Here is an 18,030-nt window from a genome sequence, read left to right as displayed (position 1 = left end):
GCGCACGGCCGAAGCCGTTGACAGTGCCGAAGCGCAGCGGGCAAGCTGAGTGCGTCGTAAACTGAAATGAATGAGCTGACGCTGTCATTTCAGGTCGGCTGATCAAGGTAGGGGCCTTGATCCGGGGAGGACGTCGTGAGGGTTGTGCTGCTCGGCGGCGCGGGGGCGCTCGCCGGCCGGAGCGGGCGGTTCGGCGGGATGGGGCTGACGCTCGTGCGGGATGCCGTGCCGCGGCTGGTGCTGGTGCCGGTCGCGTTCCGGCTGGCGCTGTTCCTGCAGGTCGTCTGGTCCGGCGGTCCGTTCGACGCGCCGGTGCTCTGGATCGCGATCGCCCTCTACCTGGTGCCGAACCTCCTGGAGGTGGCCTGGGTTTTCCGCCGCGCCACGGGAATCCGGCCGGTTCTCACCGCCGATACCGCGTACACGCTCGTGACGAGCTTCGCCGCGGCTGTCTTCGCGACGCATTCACCTGAGCTGCTCACCTTGGCCTGGCCGAACATCATGGGCACGGTCATGGTCTGGACCCTGCTGCGCGGCGCGCCCGCCGGGACCGTCGCGATCGCCGGCGCGCTGCTCCTGCGGTACGGCATGGCCGCGGTGTCGGGCACGTCGGCGCCCGCGACGTGGATCCTGCTGGCCCTGGTTGCGGCCGTGGTGACGGCGCTGGCCATCGTGCTGCTCGTGGCCGGGTCCGTGCGGTTCGCGCTCGGGCTGGGCGAGCAGCGCGGCCGGGCCGCCGAGCGGGAACGGCACCGCCGCCACGTCCACGACACCGTCCTGCAGGTCATGGAGTCCCTCGCGCTGCCCGCACCCGGGGACGCGCTCGACCCGCGAGGCAGCCTCGACGAGGTCCGCCGCACCGCCCGCGCGCACGCCCTGCGCCTGCGGCTGAGCCTCGACGGCGACGCGCCCGCCGAGCCGGGCGGGCTCGAACACCGCCTCGGCGCCCTGGCGGTCGAGATGACGGCGGACGGGCTCCGCGTCGATCTCGTCGTGCTCGCGAAACCCACCGACGTCCCCGAAGCCGTGGTCAACGCCCTTCACGACGCAACCCGCGAAGCACTGCGAAACACCTTGAAGCACGCGAAGACGGCGAAGGCCGTGGTGTGCCTGGAAGAACGCGAAGGCGTTGTCACGGTGTCCGTCCGCGACCACGGCGCCGGCTTCGACCTCGGCGCGCACCGCGCCGGGTTCGGCATCGAGAACTCGATCCACGCGCGGATGGCCGAAATCGACGGTGCCGCGCGCATCGACTCGGCACCCGGCCACGGCACCCGCGTCGTGCTGACCGCGCCGCTAAAGCTGGGTTTCCCCGTCGGGTGAGTCCCGCCACTGGGCGAACGGGCGGTCCAGCGCCCACTTGCCGTCCTGTTCCTCGAGGACGCGGTATTCGCAGGTCGCCGGGTTGGAGAGGGACTCGAACAGCTCGATGCTCCAGCCGAAGAGGCGCCGGCACAGCAGCCGCAGCGTGAGCCCGTGGGAGACGATCAGCACCGTCTCGGGGTGACCTTCCTCGCGCATCCGCAGGTCCGAGAGGAACGCCGCGACGCGGTCGTCGACGTCCGCGCCCGACTCCCCGTATGGCAGCCGGTAGAAGAAGTGCCCGAACTCGTGCCGCCGCGCTTTCTGGACCTCCTGGTCGGCCGGGTCCTGCAGGTTGCCCCAGTCCTGTTCGCGCAGCCGCGGCTCCGGCACCAACCGCTCGCACGAGGTCCGGATGTCCAGCAGCCGCAACGTCTCCCGGGTGCGCAGGTACGGGCTCACGTACACCGCGGGCCGCGACCCGTCGAGCAGCCGCGCGATCTCCGGCGCGGCCGCGCGGGCCTGCTGCTCGCCCTTGGCGGTCAGCGGCAGGGCGTGGTCGGGGATCCGCGTGTAGGCGAGCTCGTCGACGTTGCCGAGCGACTCGGCGTGCCGCAGCAGGATCATCTTCACGGCTCCCATCCTGCCCGTCACACGGGCCTGACCGGGGCGGGGCATACCCTCAGTGGCGTGTCCGCGACGAAATCCGACGTCCCCACCCAGCGCCGGGCCAGTGTGCTGCCCCTGCTCGTGGTCGGCTTCCTGCTGGCCGCCGTGGTCGCGATCGGCCTGATCGCGCTCACCGGCGGGGCCGGCTACGTCATCGCCGGCCTGCCCGACCCCGGCCTGGTCACCAAGTACGGCATCACCGTCATGCGCGTGCTGTCCGAGTGCGCGTCGGTGATCTGCGTCGGGTCGCTGCTGCTGGCCGCCTTCCTGGTGCCGCCGCAGAAGTCCGGGACGCTCGGGCCCGAGGGCTACGGCGCCCTGCGCGCGGCCGGGATCGCCGCCTGGGTGTGGTTCGCCGCGGCCCTGCTCTCGGTCGCCTTCACCGCCGCCGACACCGCCGGCAAGCCGTTCGGCGACGTCCTGGACCCGCAGACGCTGCTCGACCTCGTCGGCGCCATCGAACAGCCCAAGGCGTGGCTGTGGACGGCGCTGATCGCCGTCCTCATCGCGCTCGGCTGCCGGCTCGCGCTGTCCTGGGGCTGGACGGCGGTGCTCTTCTTCCTCGCCGTCGGCGGGCTGGTCCCGGTCGCCGTCACCGGGCACTCCGCCAGCGGCGGCTCGCACGACGTCGCCACCAACAGCCTGCTGTTCCACCTGGTCGCCGCGGCGCTGTGGGTCGGCGGCCTGGTCGCCCTGCTGGCGCTGGGGTACCGGCGCGGGGCACACCTGAGCCTGGCCGCGCAGCGGTTCTCCAAACTGGCCCTGGTCTGCTGGATCGTGATGGCGCTCTCCGGCGCGGTCAACGCGCTCGTCCGGATCGGCCTGAACGACCTGTTCACCACCGACTACGGCCTGCTCGTCGTGGCCAAGACGGTCGCGCTGCTGCTGCTCGGGGTGTTCGGCCACCAGCAGCGCGAAAAGGGCGTCGCGAACCTGGTGGACGGCAAGGGCGGCGCCCAGCTGCTGCGCCTGGCCTCGGTCGAGATCCTGATCATGTTCGTCACCATCGGCATCGCGTCCGGCCTGGCCAGGACGCCGCCACCGGCGGACGCGATCACCCAGCCGTCGACCACCGAGCTGCTGATCGGCTACGACCTCGACGGCGCGCCGACGGTCTGGCGGCTGCTCTTCGACACCCGCTTCGACCTGGTCTACGGCACGTTGGCGCTGGTGCTCGGCGGCCTCTACCTCGCCGGCGTCCGCCGTCTGCTGCGCCGGGGCGACACCTGGCCGGTCGGCCGCACCGTCGCCTGGATCGCCGGCTGCGTGGTGCTGCTGATCGCGACGTCGTCGGGCATCGGCCGGTACGCGCCCGCGATGTTCAGCGTCCACATGGGCAACCACATGCTGCTGTCGATGGTGGCACCGGTGCTGTTCGTGCTCGGCGGGCCGGTGACGCTCGCGCTGCGCGCGCTGCCGGCCTCGGGCAAGGACGCACCGCCCGGGCCGCGCGAGTGGCTCGTCGCCTTCGTGCACTCCCCGGTGTCGCGGTTCCTGACCCACCCGGTGGTCGCGCTGCTGCTGTTCGTCGGCTCGTTCTACGCGCTGTACTTCTCCGGCCTGTTCGACAACGCGCTGCAGTACCACTGGGCGCACCTGCTGATGAACGGGCACTTCCTGCTCGCCGGGTACGTCTTCTACTGGCCGGTGATCGGCGTCGACCCGTCGCCGCGGCGGATCCCGTACCTCGGCCGGCTCGGCATGATGTTCGCCGCGATGCCGTTCCACGCGTTCTTCGGCGTGATCCTGATGAGCAAGCAGACGGTCATCGGGCAGGTCTTCTACAGCCAGCTGCACCTGCCGTGGGTCACCGACCTGCTCGCCGACCAGCGGCTCGGCGGCGGCATCGCCTGGGCGGCCGGCGAGGTCCCGGTCCTGCTGGTGCTGATCGCGCTGCTGGTGCAGTGGTCGCGTCAGGACGAGCGCGAGGCGAAGCGGCGTGACCGGCGCGAAGCGGCGACGGGCGACGAAGAGCTGAACGCCTACAACGCGATGTTGAAGAACCTCGCCGAGGGCAAGCGACCCTCGGGTTCCAGTTGAGGTTGAGCCGCCGTCCGGATGCCGGGAAAACGGCCGTTTTGCTACTCTCGGCGTGATCTCGGGCTGACTTTCGGTAGTCCGACGGTGACCGGCGTCGAGGCGCGATCAAGCGCGCTCTACGATCGTGGGTATGGCCGAGTTCATCTACACCATGAAGAAGGTGCGCAAGACCGTCGGGGACAAGGTCATCCTCGACGACGTCAGCACCGCGTTCTACCCCGGCGCCAAGATCGGCGTGGTCGGGCCGAACGGTGCCGGTAAGTCCACCGTTCTCAAGATCATGGCGGGGATCGAGCAGGCCAGCAACGGCGAGGCGTTCCTCCAGCCGGGTGCCAGCGTGGGCATCCTCATGCAGGAGCCGGAGCTCAACGAGGAGAAGACGGTCCGGCAGAACGTCGAGGAGGGCCTCGGCGACATCAAGACCAAGCTCGACCGCTACAACGAGATCGCCGAGCTGATGGCGACCGACTACAGCGACGAGCTGATGGAGGAGATGGGCAAGCTCCAGGAGGACCTGGACCACGCCGACGCCTGGGAGCTCGACTCGACCGTCGAGCAGGCCATGGACGCGCTGCGCTGCCCGCCGCCGGACGAAGGCGTCACCCACCTCTCCGGTGGTGAGCGCCGCCGGGTCGCGCTGTGCAAGCTGCTGCTGTCCGCGCCCGACCTGCTGCTGCTCGACGAGCCCACCAACCACCTGGACGCCGAAAGTGTCCTGTGGCTGGAGCAGTTCCTGGCCCGCTACGCCGGCGCTGTCCTCGCCGTCACCCACGACCGGTACTTCCTCGACAACGTGGCCCAGTGGATCATGGAGCTGGACCGCGGCCGCGTCGTCGGCTACGAGGGCAACTACTCGACGTACCTGGAGAAGAAGCGCGAGCGCCTCGAGGTCCAGGGCAAGAAGGACGCGAAGCTCGCCAAGCGGCTGAAGACCGAGCTCGAGTGGGTCCGGTCCAACGCCAAGGCGCGCCAGACGAAGTCGCGCTCGCGGCTCGACCGCTACGAGGAGATGGCGGCGGAGGCGGACAAGCACCGCAAGCTCGACTTCGAAGAGATCCAGATCCCGCCGGGTCCGCGGCTGGGCAACGTCGTCGTCGAGGTCGAGAAGCTGCAGAAGGGCTTCGACGGCCGCGTGCTCATCGACGGGCTGTCGTTCAACCTGCCGCGCAACGGCATCGTGGGCGTGATCGGTCCGAACGGTGTGGGCAAGACCACGCTGTTCAAGACCATCGTCGGGCTCGAGGAGCCGGACGCCGGCGAGGTCAAGATCGGCGAGACGGTCAAGCTGTCCTATGTGGACCAGAACCGCGGCGGGATCGACCCGAAGAAGACCGTGTGGCAGGTCGTCTCCGACGAGCTGGACTACATCCACGTCGGGCAGACCGAAATGCCGTCGCGGGCGTACGTCAGCGCGTTCGGCTTCAAGGGCCCGGACCAGCAGAAGCCGGCGGGCGTGCTCTCCGGTGGTGAGCGCAACCGGCTCAACCTGGCGCTGACGCTCAAGCAGGGCGGGAACCTGATCCTGCTCGACGAGCCGACGAACGACCTGGACGTCGAGACGCTGGGCTCGCTGGAGAACGCGCTGGAGCAGTTCCCCGGCTGCGCCGTGGTGATTTCGCACGACCGGTGGTTCCTGGACCGGGTCGCGACGCACATCCTGGCCTGGGAAGGCACGGACGAAGACCCGGCCAAGTGGTTCTGGTTCGAGGGCAACTTCGAAGGGTACGAGAAGAACAAGGTGGAGCGGATGGGCGCCGAGGCTGCCCGCCCGCACCGTGTCACCCATCGCAAGCTGACCCGCGACTGAGGGGGCGGGTTTCCCCGTGGAAGCCAGCAAACAGCACCGGACGGCCCCGCTCTCGCACTCGGAGAGCGGGCGCTCCGCCAATGCCGGGGGAACCCTCTCCGCAGTCGGCAGGCTGATCGAACGCGCGGACGCGCTGCACCTGCGCGCGCCCGAACTCGCGCTGGTCCTCGGCGAGCGCGCGGCCGCGCTGGCCGAGGCCGCGAGTGCCGACGAGCAGTGGATCCGGGCCGAAAGCCTGGTCGTGTCCGCACGCGTCCGGCTCGGGATGCGGCCAGGCACGGCCGGGCGTGCGGTCGCGGCGTTGCGCGCGGCCGAGCACGCGGGCTACGGCGACATCGCCGCGCGGCTGCGCATCGACCTCGCCGTCTGCGCCCGCAGCCTGGGCGTGCCGCTGACCGGCCTCGCCGCATTGCGGCCGGTGCTGACGGACCCGGTGGTCTCGCCGGTCCACCGCGCGGCGGCGTTGTGCCACCTCGTGGGCTGCCTGGGCCAGCTCGGCCGCAAGTCGGAGCTGGACCGCGTACTGGTGGAAGCGGACAAGCTCGTCGTCGGCGACGACTCGCTGGGCGCGGACACCCAGCTGCTGGTGCGGGCCCTGCTGCGCGTCGGCACGGCTGCCCACCGGCGCCGCCACGGCGACCTGACGGCGGCGGCCGACGCCGCCCGGACGGGGCTCGGCTTCCTGGAGAAGCTCGACAACCCGGCCGACGACGGCGGCCTCGTCCGCATCCGCCTGGTGCTCCTGCTGGTCAGCACGCTCCTCGACCGCGGTGACACCGAAATGGCGTACGAAATCGCGGAGCCGATGCTGGCCGAGCCGGTGCGGGCCGCGGGCGTCGCGCCGATGGGCTGGCTGCGACTGGCCGTCGCGACGCGCGTCCACCTGCCCGCGGGTTCGGGCGAGGCGGCGATCGAGCTGGTCCGCGAAGCCGTGGCGAGCACGGACCGGCACGGGCTGTCCGCGATCACCGCCCGGTTGTGGCTGGAGCTGGCGCAGCTGGAGGAGCGGTTCGGGCAGGCGGAGGAGGCCATCGCGTGCCTGTACCGCTCGCGGGCGGCGGAGCAGCTGCACGCGAGGGCCCGGCGGCAGGCGTGCAGCGTACTGGCCGGAGAGTTCGGAACGGGCGAGCCGGCTTCGATCGACTTGGACGAGGTGCTGAAGGCGGTGCCGTCCCGGCCGGTCCCGACCATCGGCCCCGAGCCGGCCCCGGTCCCGGACCCGGAGCCACGGACCCCGGCTTGGTCGTTCGGCCGGGAAGAGACACCGTCGCGGCCTGAACCGCGGCAGCCGGTCTGGTCGTTCGAGCGGCCGCGGGTGACTGCGGATGCCGCTGAGACGATGTTGATGCCCGCGGTGCGGGACGAGCCCCAGCCGGTGCGGCCGGAGCCGGTCGAGCCGCGGTCGGAGTCGGCCGGGGTGCGGGGGCCCGAGTTCGGTGAGTCGCGGCTGGCCGAGCGTGGGCGGGAGTCTGGTTTCCGGTCGGAGTCGGACCGGGTGCGGGGTTCCGAGTTTGCCGAGCCGCGGTTGGCTGAGCGTGGGCGGGAGCCTGAGTTCCGGTCGGAGTCGGCCAAGGTGCGGGGGCCCGAGTTCGGTGAGTCGCGGCTGGCCGAGCGTGGGCGGGAGCCGGACTTCCGGTCGGAGTCGGTCGAGGTGCGGTCGGGGCGGGGGCCGGAGTCTCGGTCGGGTCGGGGAGCGGAGCAGGAGTTCCGCTCGGAATCGGCTGAGATGCGGTCGCGGCGGGGCTCAGAGTTTGCCGAGCCGCTGGCGACCGAGCGTGGTCGAGAGCCCGAGGTGCGGTCTGAGTCGGCCGAGGTGCGGTCGGGGCGGGGCTCCGAGTTCAGCGAGCCGCGGCTGGCTGAGCGTGGTCGGGAGCCGGAGTTCCGGTCTGAGTCGCCTGAGGTGCGGTCGGGGCGGGGCTCGGAGTTTGCCGAGCCGCGGTCGACTGAGCGTGGTCGAGAGCCCGAGGTGCGGTCGGCGCGGGGAGCCGAGTTCGGCTTGTCGCGGTCGGCTGAGCGTGGTCGGGAGCCGGACTTCCGGCTGGAGCCCGGCGACGGGCGATCGGCGCGCGGCGCGGACCACCGGCCCGATTCCGCCGAGCCGCGCACGGGCGAGAAACCGCCGCCGGACCCTCAGCCCGAGATCCGGTCGGAGGCGTCCGAGCGTGGGCGTGAGCCGGGCGAGGTGCGCACCGCGCCGGAGGCCGCCGAACCGGGCAAGACCAAGTTCTCCTGGGCCGCGCTGGCCGAAGCGCGGCTGCGGGAGACCGCGGCCGAACGGGAATCGGCGCCCACCCGGGTCACGCCGACGCTGCCGCTCGCGCCCGAGCCCGCCGCCGAGCGCGAGCCGTGGGCGTCGGAAGAGGCGCGTCCGGAGCCGCAGCCGTCGACCCGCCACGATGCCGAGCACGGCTCGGTCGCCGCACGTTCCGTGCTGGACCGGCTGGGCATCTCCGCGTCCGGAGGTGCGGGCGGCCGCCGCCGGGCGGAAGACGCCGACAGCCCCCGCGCGGAGGAACCGGCGCGGCCGGAGCTCGCACCGCCGCCGCGGCCGGAGGACGAACCGCCGTCGGTGCCGGACTACCGCGACGAAGCGGAGCCGTGGCTGCCGCGGCTGCGGATGCCTCCGTCGCTCGAGCCGATGGAGGATTTCGGCCACTGGACGCCGGCGACGGCTCCATTCCCCGAGAGCTATGCCCGCGCGATCGCGGAGGACGAGCCGCCGCCGGACGCAGGCCTCGCCGACCTGCTCGCCCGCGCGCTGGCCGAGCACCAGGCGGGCACGGCCAGCGCGGCAGCCCTGGTCAAGCAGCTCGACTCCCAGAACACGGGCCGCCGCAACGGCCACGGCCGCAACGGCCACGGCGCCGAAGTACCGGACTCCCGCGGCCACGGCTCCCGCGACTGAGCCGCCGAACTCGGGCCGCGAAGCTCCGAGCCGTGAAGTCTCGGGTCGCGGAGCTTTCGGGTCTGCGGGTTCCGGGTGGCGAGGCTCGGGTCGCTTTCGGCCCACGGAGTCCTGGGCCGCAAACTCCGAGGCCGTGAAGCCCGAGGCCGCGAAGCCCTGACCTGCGAACCCTCGACCCGCGGGGGCGCCCCCCGTTTTCCACACTACCGGAGACCACCGACAGTTTCGCCGTCCTCCCGAAGGCCCGGAAGCGTCCCCCGAACCACAACAGAGAGTTCACCCCCACCGCCGCCCAGTCGCTGAGACGTCCCGAATCGTCGCCGACCTGCCCCGCCCCGAACCCAGTGGGATCCGTCGCACCCCGCCGTCGCCGACTGGCCGACAGCGTTCGCCGAGCGGCTGCGGGCCCGATCAACTGAACCGATCACGTTGGCTCCGCGCCGGGTAACGGCCCCGGAGCACGGCTGGTCAGCGCGGCGCAGGAGGGCCGAAGACAACCCGTCAGTAGCTTTACCGATCACGCGAATCCCGTGCCCCGGAAGGGTTTTCGGGCCTCCGGGAACCTTCGGGTCTTCGTGTGATCCGCGATCGCGGCGCATTAGTGTGGGGTGGCCGGCTCAACGCCGAACCGGCACGGTGCCACCTCACGCAAACTGGAGAGTTGCCTCAAATGAGCTCGACCGGAGTCTCGTCCCTACCCGGAACCGGAACAGGAGCCGAAGCCGAACCCGAATTCGGCCGGCGCTCCCCGGCCAGCCCGGAGCAGATCAGGGACGACCTGATCGACTCCGCCGCCGGGCTGGCGCCGGAGATCGGTGAGCTCATCCGGCTCTACTACCGGCACATCCCGCCCGAAGAGATCGTCGGCGACGAGCCCGTCAACCTGGTCGGCGCCGTCCGCTCGCACCTGCAGCTGGCCAAGCACCGGATGCCCGGCCGCCCCGCAGTGCGGCTGCTGAACCCGACCGTCGCCGAGGACGGCTGGGCCCGCGAAGCCACCGTCGTGCAGGTCGTCACCGACGACATGCCGTACCTGGTCGACTCGATCGCCGCGGAGTTCGCGCGCGACGGTGTCCAGGTGCAGCGGATCGTTCACCCGATCGTGGTGGTCAGCCGCGACCTCACCGGCGAGCTCCTCGAGGTCCACCCCGAAGCCGACCCGGCCGAGCCGCCCGCGAACTCGGCCGCCGAGTCGTGGATGTACATCGAGATCGACTTCGTCACCGACCGCAACCGGGCCCGCGAGCTCGACAACCGGCTCTCCAGCGTGCTGGGCGACGTCCGCGAGGTCGTCGAGGACGCCGACAAGATGGCCCAGACGGCCTGCCAGCTGGCGAGCGAACTCGAGACGGCCCCGCCGCAGCTGCCCCAGGACGAGGTCGCCGAGGGCGCCCGCCTGCTCCGCTGGCTGGCCGACGGCCACTTCACCTTCCTCGGCTACCGCCGCTACGAACTCATCGACAACCCGCACCCGGGCACCGACGAGCCGGCCCTGCGCGCGGTCCTCGCCTCCGGCCTCGGCGTGCTGCGCCAGGACAGCCTCGCCGCCCGCGGCCTCACCGCCGGCCCGGACACCGCCGCCACCGCCCTCGCGCCGACGCTGCTGGTGCTGACCCAGGCGAGCGCCCCCTCGACCGTGCACCGCCCGGTCTACCCGTACTACGTCGGCGTGAAGACCTTCGACGCCGAGGGCAAGGTCACCGGCGAGCACCGCTTCCTCGGCATGTTCACCACCACCGCGCTGCACGAGAACGTCCTCGACATCCCGGTCGTCTGCAAGCGGGTCCGCGAGGTCATCCACCGCGCCGGCTTCCCGATCGAGTCGTTCTCCGGCCAGCGGATGCTCGAGATCCTGCAGAACTGGCCGCGTGCCGACCTGTTCTCCGCCGACACCGACTCGCTGTACTCGACGACGACCGGTGCGATCACCCTCTCCGACCGCCGCCGGCTGCGGCTGTTCCTGCGCCGCGACCCGTACGGCCGCTTCTACTCCTGCCTCGTCTACCTCCCGCGCGACCGCTACACGACGCGCTCCCGGCTGGCGATGCAGGAAGTCCTGCTCGAAGAGCTCGAAGGCACCCAGCTCGAATACAGCGCGCGGATCGGCGAAACCGTCCTGGCGCAGGTGCACTTCGTCGTGCACACCGACCCGGCGCGCCGCCTCGAGCCGGACACCCTCAAGATCCAGGACCGGCTGAACGACGCCGTCCGCACCTGGGACGACCGGATGGTCGAGGCGGTTCTCGACGAACGCCGTGAGCGCGCCGACGGCGGTGTCGCGGTCGGGATCGTCGGCGAGGAATCGGCCACCGAGCAGGGCCAGCGCTTCGCGAGCACCTTCCCCGAGGGCTACAAGGAGGACTTCACCGCCGAAGAGGCGCTGGCCGACCTCCGCGCGCTGGACTCGCTCACCGATGAAGGCGATCTCGCGCTGTCGTTCTACCAGCCCGCCGAAGCCGGGCCGGGCGAGCGGCGCTTCAAGCTCTACCTGCGCGGCGAGGGCGTCACGCTCTCGAAGGTGCTCCCGGTGCTGCAGGCCATGGGCGTCGAGGTGGTCGACGAGCGGCCGTACGAGCTGCACCGCGAAGACGGCGGCGCGTGCTGGATCTACGACTTCGGCCTGCGCGTCGACCAGAAGATGCTCGACGAGTCCGACCAGGACGCCGTCGAGGAGCTGCGCGGCCGCTTCCAGGACGCCTTCGAGGCCGCCTGGCGCGGGGACGCCGAGGTCGACGGTCTCAACGGGCTCGTCCTGCGCGCCGGGCTCACCTGGCGCCAGGCCGCCGTGCTGCGCGCGTACTCGCGGTACCTGCGCCAGGCCGGCAGCGCCTTCTCCCAGGACTACATCCAGAACACGCTGCTGAACCACACCCCGGTCGCGACCAAGCTGCTGCGGCTGTTCGAGGCCCGGTTCGCGCCCGAGCTGTCCGACGCCGACCGCGAGGCCGCCACCGACGCCCTCTCCGGCGAGCTGAACGCGATGATCGACGAGGTCACCAGCCTCGACGAGGACCGGATCCTGCGGCGCCTGATGGCCGTCATCCGGGCCACCCTGCGGACGAACTACCACGTCACCGCGCCCGACGGGACGCCCCGCGAATACCTGTCGATCAAGCTCGACCCGGCGGGCGTGCCCGACCTGCCCGAGCCGCGGCCGAAGTTCGAGATCTTCGTGTACTCGCCGCGCGTCGAGGGCGTGCACCTGCGCTTCGGCGAGGTCGCGCGCGGTGGCCTGCGCTGGTCGGACCGGCGCGAGGACTTCCGCACCGAGATCCTCGGCCTGGTCAAGGCGCAGGCGGTGAAGAACGCGGTGATCGTGCCGGTCGGCGCGAAGGGCGGCTTCGTCGTCAAGCGGCCGCCCGCTCCGAGCGGCGACGCGAGCATCGACCGCGACGCCCAGCTCACCGAGGGCATCGCCTGCTACCGCATGTTCATCTCCGGCCTGCTCGACCTGACCGACAACCGCATCGAGGGCAAGACCGTGCCCGCGCCGGGCGTGGTCCGGCACGACGCCGACGATTCGTACCTGGTCGTCGCGGCCGACAAGGGCACCGCGAAGTTCTCCGACATCGCGAACGAAGTCTCGGCGCAGTACGGCTTCTGGCTGGGTGACGCCTTCGCCTCCGGTGGTTCGGTCGGCTACGACCACAAGGCCATGGGCATCACGGCGAAGGGGGCCTGGGAGAGCGTCAAGCGGCACTTCCGCGAGCTGGGCAAGGACACCCAGACCGAGGACTTCACCGTGGTCGGCATCGGCGACATGATGGGTGACGTCTTCGGCAACGGCATGCTGCTGTCCGAGCACATCCGGCTGGTCGCGGCGTTCAACCACATGCACGTCTTCCTCGACCCGAACCCCGACGCGGCGACGTCGTACGCCGAGCGCCGCCGCCTGTTCGACCTGCCGCGCAGCTCCTGGGACGACTACGACCGTTCGCTGATCAGCGAAGGCGGCGGGATCTACCCGCGCACCGCGAAGTCGATCCCGATCAGCCCGCAGGTCCGCGTGGCACTCGGGCTCGAAGAGGGCGTCACCGCGCTGGCGCCGATGGACCTGATCCAGGCGATCCTGCTGGCGCCGGTCGAGCTGCTGTGGAACGGCGGCATCGGCACCTACGTCAAGGCGGAGACCGAAAGCCACGCGGCCGCGGGCGACAAGGCCAACGACGCCATCCGCGTCGACGGCAAGCAGCTGCGGGTCAAGGTGTTCGGCGAAGGCGGCAACCTGGGCCTCACCCAGCTGGGCCGGATCGAGTTCGCGCGGGGCGGCGGAAAGATCAACACCGACGCGCTCGACAACTCGGCCGGCGTCGACTGCTCCGACCACGAGGTCAACATCAAGATCCTGCTCGACCACCTCGTGCAGACCGGCAAGCTGGAGCGCGAGCAGCGCAACGAGCTGCTGGAAGAGATGACCGACGAGGTCGGCGCGCTGGTCCTCAAGGACAACTACCGGCAGAACGCCGTGCTCGGCGTCAGCCGCGCGCACGCCGCGCCGATGCTGTCGGTGCACGCGCGCCAGGTGCAGGCGCTGGTCTCCGCGGGTGCGTTCGACCGCAAGCTCGAGGCGCTGCCGAGCAACTCGGAGTTCCGGGAGCTGGAGAAGGCGGGCAAGGGCCTCACCTCGCCGGAGCTGGCGACGCTGCTCGCGCACGTCAAGCTGGAGCTGAAGGACCAGCTGCTGGCCAGCGACCTGCCCGACTCGAAGGTGTTCGCCGCGCGGCTGCCCGAGTACTTCCCGAAGCCGTTGCGCGAGCGGTTCGGCCCCGCGATCGGCGAACACCCGCTGCGCCGGCAGATCATCACCACGCTGATCGCCAACGAAGTGGTCGACGGCGGCGGCATCTCGTTCGTCTACCGGCTGATGGAGGAGATGAACGCCACGGCCACGGACGCCGTGCGCGCGTACGCCGTGGTGACGCAGGTGTTCGACCTCCCCGCGCTGTGGCAGGAAATCGACGCGCTCGACAACGTCGTGCACACCGACGTCGCCGACGCGATGGTGCTGGAGACGCGGCGGCTGCTCGACCGGGCGGCGCGCTGGTTCCTCACCAACCGGCCGCAGCCGCTGGCCCCGCTGTCGGAGATCAAGCGCTTCGGCCGGGTGCTGGGCAAGCTCGTCCCGAAGATCGGCGACCTACTGCGCGGCCGCGAAGCGGAGTCGGTGCAAAAGCACATCGACGAGCTGATGGCCGCGAACGTGCCCGAGGAGCTGGCCCGCCGGGTGTCGCTGCTGCTGCACACCTACGGCCTGCTCGACGTCACCGAGGTGGCCGAGCTCGCTGAGCAGCAGATCGGCGTGGACGCCGTGCACAGCCCGGCCGAGACGGCGGAGCTGTACTACGCGCTGTCGGCGCACCTGGACATCGACTCGATGCTCACCGAGATCAGCAAGCTCGAACGCGGCAACCGCTGGCACGCCCTCGCCCGGCTGTCGCTGCGCGACGACGTCTACGGCTCGCTGCGGGCGATCACGCTGGACGCGTTGCGGCACAGCGATCCCGGCTCGTCCGGCGACGCCAAGATCGCGCAGTGGGAGAAGACGAACGCGTCCCGGCTGCAGCGGGCGCGCGTCGCGCTCGACGAGATCACCAAGTCCGGCCGGCTCGACCTGGCGACGCTGTCGGTGGCGGCCCGCCAGATTCGGAGCACGGTTCGGTGACCTACGTATCGTACGTTCGTCCGCGTTGGACGGACATGGACGTCTACGGCCACATCAACCACGCGAAAATGGTGACGCTGCTCGAAGAGGCCCGCATCCCGCTGCTGTTCGAGGGGGCCGTCGAGGCCGGGCTGGACCAGCTGCCGAAGGGCATCGTCGTGGTGCGCCTCGAAGTGGCCTACAAGGCACCGATCGTGGTGTCCGGGCAGCAGCTGCGCGTCGACATCGACCTGACCGAGCTGCGCGCGGCGAGCTTCACGCTGGCCTACCGCGTCCGCGGCGGACCCTCCGCGGAGGACCCGGTGGCGGTGACCGCGGAGACGGTGCTGGCGCCGTACGACACGGTCGCGCTGCGGCCGCGTAGGCTCACCCCGGCCGAGTCGGAGTTTCTGAAGCAGGGGTTCGCGGATGCCTGAGTTGTTCGTGCCGGACGCGGCCGACCGGGAGACCCTCGGCGCGTTCGTCGCCCGCGCGGTCCGGCTGGACGGCCAGACGGCCGTCCGGCTGCGGCAGCGCGGCGACGGCGTGGTCGAGGCCTGGACGGCGACGCCGTTCGAGTGCCTGGCCACCCGCGCGGTGGCCGGAGACGTGACACCCGGCGACGTCACGGTGTCCGGCAACGAGCTGCTGGCGGCGCTGACCGTGGCGGGCGGGCCCCGGATGGACCCGGGCCCGGCTCGCGACCTGCTGTGGCACGGCGAGCTGCCGCCATCGGGGCGCTGGCCGCTGGTCGACGAGCTCCCGGCGCGGGTGGTGTCGGAGCTGGCCGACCGCGGCGTGACCCTGGCCAGGGACAACGTGGGCCCGCACGGCACGCCGCCGGCGTCCCTGATGGACCAGGCGGTGCTGACGGTGACGGGGGAGTCCGTCGAGGTCAAGGTGCAGATGCGCTGCCTGTTCGCGATGTCCGGCATGGGGTTCGTGGACTCGGACGTGGAAGGTGACGTCGTCCGCGTGACGGCCACGGACTCGTGGCTGCGCCTGGACGCGCGCTACGGCGCGATCGTGCGGCGCCGCCACGCGTTGTTGCCGCTGCTGTTCTGACGAAGTCCTTACGGCGGCCACCGTCCCTCGCCGGGCGGTGGCACGCTGGAGGCATGACCCGGGACGAAGACCCGACCGCGGACTTCCTCGCCGAGGTCCGCGTTCCGGAGGCGGAGTGGCGGCGCGACCGCCCGGAGGGCTCGCGGGCGCCGGCGCCCGCGGAAAGACCTGAGAGGTGGGGCCGCACGCGTGCGGCGGGCCGGGCGGCCGCCCAGGCGGCGCCCTACCTCCAGGCCGCGGCGCTGGTGGCTTGGCTGGCGAGCGGCGCCTTCGACGACGGCTCGGGTTCGGGGGACCAGCCGGGCTGAGACCCACGCCGGCGCACGGCCCGCCCTCCCTGGGGGCTGCCCCCGCTTCCAGCGTATCGGCGGGGTACGACCGAAACCCGCCATTCAGCTACACCAGCGGTCGGCTTGTCCACATCGCCGCAGGCTTGTGCACAACCTGAGCGCCGGCGGTCCCGAGGGGGCGCCCTACCTCCAGTCCGACTGAAAGCGCCCCAATGTGGCCTTCGGTGCGTCAGACGCACCGAAGGCCACATTGGGTGCGTCAGACACACCCAAGGCCGCCTTGGGGTGCTTGCGCTTGGAAAGCCTCAGACCAGCCAGGCGGCCGAGTCCGCGGGCAGCTTCCCCTCCACCAGCGGACTGCTCGACAACAGCACCTCACCCGGCGGCAGCGCAATCGGCGACGCCGACGTGTTCAACGCACACACCAGCCCGCCCCCACGCCGCCGGAACGCGAAACACCCGGCCGGAGCCCCGTACCACTCCAGCTCGTCGCCGCTGAACGCCGGATGCGTCTTCCGGAGCTCGATCGCGGCGCGGTACAGCGACAGCGTCGAGTCCGCGTCCTCGATCTGCTTCTCCACCGTCAACCCGGCCCACGAAGCCGGCATCGGCAGCCACGTGCGCGGGTTCCGCGAAAACCCGAACGGCGGCAGGCCGCCCTCCCACGGCAGCGGTACCCGCGAGACGTCCCGCCCGAACTCCGCCCCGCTGGTCTTGGCCCGCGGATCGGCCATGTCCGAGGGCGACAGCGAAACGTTCGCCAGCCCCAGCTCTTCGCCGTTGTACAGGTACACCGCGCCCGGCAGCGCCAGCTCGACCAAGGCCATCGCCCGCGCCCGGCGTACCCCCGAAGCGCCGCCCCCGTAGCGGCTGACCTGCCGCCAGACGTCGTGGTTGCCGAGCGTCCAGGTCGCCGGCGCGCCCGTGCGGGCCGGGACGGCCAGGGAACGCTCGATGGCCGTGCGCATGGCGTCGGCGTCGAAGTGGGTCAGCACCAGGCGGAAGTTGAACGCCAGGTGGAGCTCGTCGGGCCGCAGGTAGCGGGACAGGCGCTCCTCGTCGGTCACCCAGACCTCGCCGACCGCCATCGCGTCCGGGAACTCGTCGAGCACCTTGCGGATCATCTGGTGGATCTCGTGGACGCTGTCGTGGTCCCACCGCGGGTCGTAGTAGTGGCTCGGCCCCAGCGGGTCCGCGCGGGGGTCCATGTCCGGCAGGCCCGGCGGCTTGGCCATGCCGTGCGCGACGTCGATGCGGAAGCCGTCGACACCGCGTTCGAGCCAGAACCGCAAGGTGCGTTCGAGGTCGGCGGCGACCTCCGGGTTGGCCCAGTTGAGGTCCGGCTGCTGCGGCGCGAACAGGTGCAGGTACCACTGCCCGTCCGGCACCCGCGTCCACGCCGGGCCGCCGAAGGCGCTGATCCAGTTGTTCGGCGGGTCTTCGCCCTTGGGCCCGACGCCGTCCCGGAAGATGTAGCGGTCGCGTTCCGGGCTGCCCGGGGCCGCCGCCATCGCCGACTTGAACCAGGCGTGCTGGTTGCTGGTGTGGTTGGGGACCACGTCGACGGTGACCTTGATGTTCCGCTTGTGCGCCTCGGTGAGCAGCACGTCGAAGTCGCCGAGGGTGCCGAACATCGGGTCGACGTCGCGCGGGTCGGCGATGTCGTAGCCGTGGTCGGCCATGGGGGAGCGGTAGAACGGCGTCAGCCACAGCGCGTCGACGCCCAGCAGCTCCAGGTAACCGAGCCGGGAGTGGATGCCTTCCAGGTCTCCGACGCCGTCACCGTCCGAATCGGCGAACGAGCGTACGTAGACCTGGTAGAAGACGGCATCGCGCCACCAGGCTGGCTCTCTCATACGAAGCTGTTCATCATGCTGTGCGCAGCCATCTCCAGGTAGGCCCAGAGCTGCCCGCGGTACGGCTCTTCCAGGTTCTCTTCGTCGACGGCGATCCGGATGCACCGCAGCCACGCGTCCCGCTCGAGCGGCCCGATCTTGAACGGCGCGTGCCGCATCCGCAGCCGCGGGTGCCCGCGCTGGTCGGAGTAGGTGTGCGGGCCGCCCCAGTACTGGATGAGGAACAGCCGGAACCGCTCTTCGGCGGGCCCGAGGTCCTCTTCGGGGTACAGGGGGCGGAGGATCTCGTCGCGCGCGACCTCCTCGTAGAACCGCCCGACGATCCGGCGGAACGTCGGTTCGCCGCCGATCGCTTCGTAGAGGTTCGCCGGTTCGCTCACTGCAGACACGCCTTCCATTTTGCCCTTGGGGTGCGGGTTCCCGACGCCCGGTCCGCTCGGTACCGGTTCGTCGTG

General features: G+C 71.4%; 11 protein-coding genes. 8 read left to right on the top strand and 3 right to left on the bottom strand.

The genetic code is table 11. The annotated features are described in order from the left end of the window. The first annotated feature begins 144 nt into the window (after nucleotides 1–144). Nucleotides 145–1,323, top strand: coding sequence for a sensor histidine kinase (locus IE317_RS08040; protein ID WP_229902550.1), 1,179 nt, complete (start codon nucleotides 145–147; stop codon nucleotides 1,321–1,323). Here the strand turns inward: IE317_RS08040 and IE317_RS08035 are convergent. Beyond that, nucleotides 1,297–1,935 carry a histidine phosphatase family protein gene (locus tag IE317_RS08035; protein WP_191307779.1) on the bottom strand — a complete coding sequence of 213 codons (639 nt, stop codon included), beginning with the start codon at nucleotides 1,933–1,935 and terminating at the stop codon, nucleotides 1,297–1,299. The two genes, IE317_RS08040 and IE317_RS08035, sit on opposite strands and share 27 nt — an antisense overlap. A 57-nt stretch (nucleotides 1,936–1,992) precedes the next feature. On the opposite strand from IE317_RS08035, the gene IE317_RS08030 reads away from it, so the two are divergent. The 7 genes from IE317_RS08030 to IE317_RS08000 all read left to right on the top strand — a co-directional run bounded on the left by IE317_RS08030 (nucleotide 1,993) and on the right by IE317_RS08000 (nucleotide 15,737). Continuing rightward, nucleotides 1,993–4,011, top strand: a complete 2,019-nt coding sequence (locus IE317_RS08030) for a cytochrome c oxidase assembly protein (RefSeq protein WP_191307777.1) — start codon at nucleotides 1,993–1,995, stop codon at nucleotides 4,009–4,011. Nucleotides 4,012–4,141: 130 nt separating this feature from the next. Next, nucleotides 4,142–5,818: an energy-dependent translational throttle protein EttA gene (gene ettA / locus IE317_RS08025; protein WP_191307775.1), complete on the top strand. Its 1,677-nt coding sequence runs from the start codon at nucleotides 4,142–4,144 to the stop codon at nucleotides 5,816–5,818. A 16-nt stretch (nucleotides 5,819–5,834) separates the two neighbouring features. Further along, nucleotides 5,835–8,723, top strand: coding sequence for a hypothetical protein (locus tag IE317_RS08020; RefSeq protein ID WP_191307774.1), 2,889 nt, complete (start codon nucleotides 5,835–5,837; stop codon nucleotides 8,721–8,723). Nucleotides 8,724–9,393: 670 nt separating this feature from the next. Beyond that, nucleotides 9,394–14,385 (top strand): NAD-glutamate dehydrogenase, encoded by a 4,992-nt coding sequence (locus tag IE317_RS08015; protein WP_191307772.1) that lies wholly within the window; start codon nucleotides 9,394–9,396, stop codon nucleotides 14,383–14,385. Further along, nucleotides 14,382–14,801, top strand: coding sequence for an acyl-CoA thioesterase (locus IE317_RS08010; protein WP_191307771.1), 420 nt, complete (start codon nucleotides 14,382–14,384; stop codon nucleotides 14,799–14,801). Before IE317_RS08015 ends, IE317_RS08010 begins: the two co-directional genes overlap by 4 nt. Continuing rightward, nucleotides 14,794–15,429, top strand: coding sequence for a hypothetical protein (locus IE317_RS08005; RefSeq protein WP_191307769.1), 636 nt, complete (start codon nucleotides 14,794–14,796; stop codon nucleotides 15,427–15,429). Before IE317_RS08010 ends, IE317_RS08005 begins: the two co-directional genes overlap by 8 nt. A gap of 53 nt (nucleotides 15,430–15,482) precedes the next feature. Next, a complete protein-coding gene (locus tag IE317_RS08000; protein WP_191307767.1) occupies nucleotides 15,483–15,737 on the top strand; it encodes a hypothetical protein in 255 nt (84 codons plus the stop codon). Between the two features lie 287 nt (nucleotides 15,738–16,024). On the opposite strand, the gene IE317_RS07995 is transcribed toward IE317_RS08000, so the two are convergent. Both IE317_RS07995 and IE317_RS07990 read right to left on the bottom strand, forming a co-directional pair. Further along, a complete protein-coding gene (locus tag IE317_RS07995) occupies nucleotides 16,025–17,575 on the bottom strand; it encodes a glycoside hydrolase family 13 protein (protein ID WP_191307765.1) in 1,551 nt (516 codons plus the stop codon). Next, entirely contained in the window at nucleotides 17,572–17,955 is a 384-nt protein-coding gene (locus tag IE317_RS07990; protein ID WP_378198340.1) for a globin, read from the bottom strand. The genes IE317_RS07995 and IE317_RS07990 overlap by 4 nt, the downstream gene beginning before the upstream one ends. Nucleotides 17,956–18,030 lie beyond the last annotated feature (75 nt).

The sequence above is a fragment of the Amycolatopsis bullii genome, assembly GCF_014654205.1.
Taxonomy (GTDB): domain Bacteria; phylum Actinomycetota; class Actinomycetes; order Mycobacteriales; family Pseudonocardiaceae; genus Amycolatopsis; species Amycolatopsis plumensis.
Note: the sequence above shows the minus strand (reverse complement) of the source record. Positions and strands in the feature narration are given on the sequence as shown.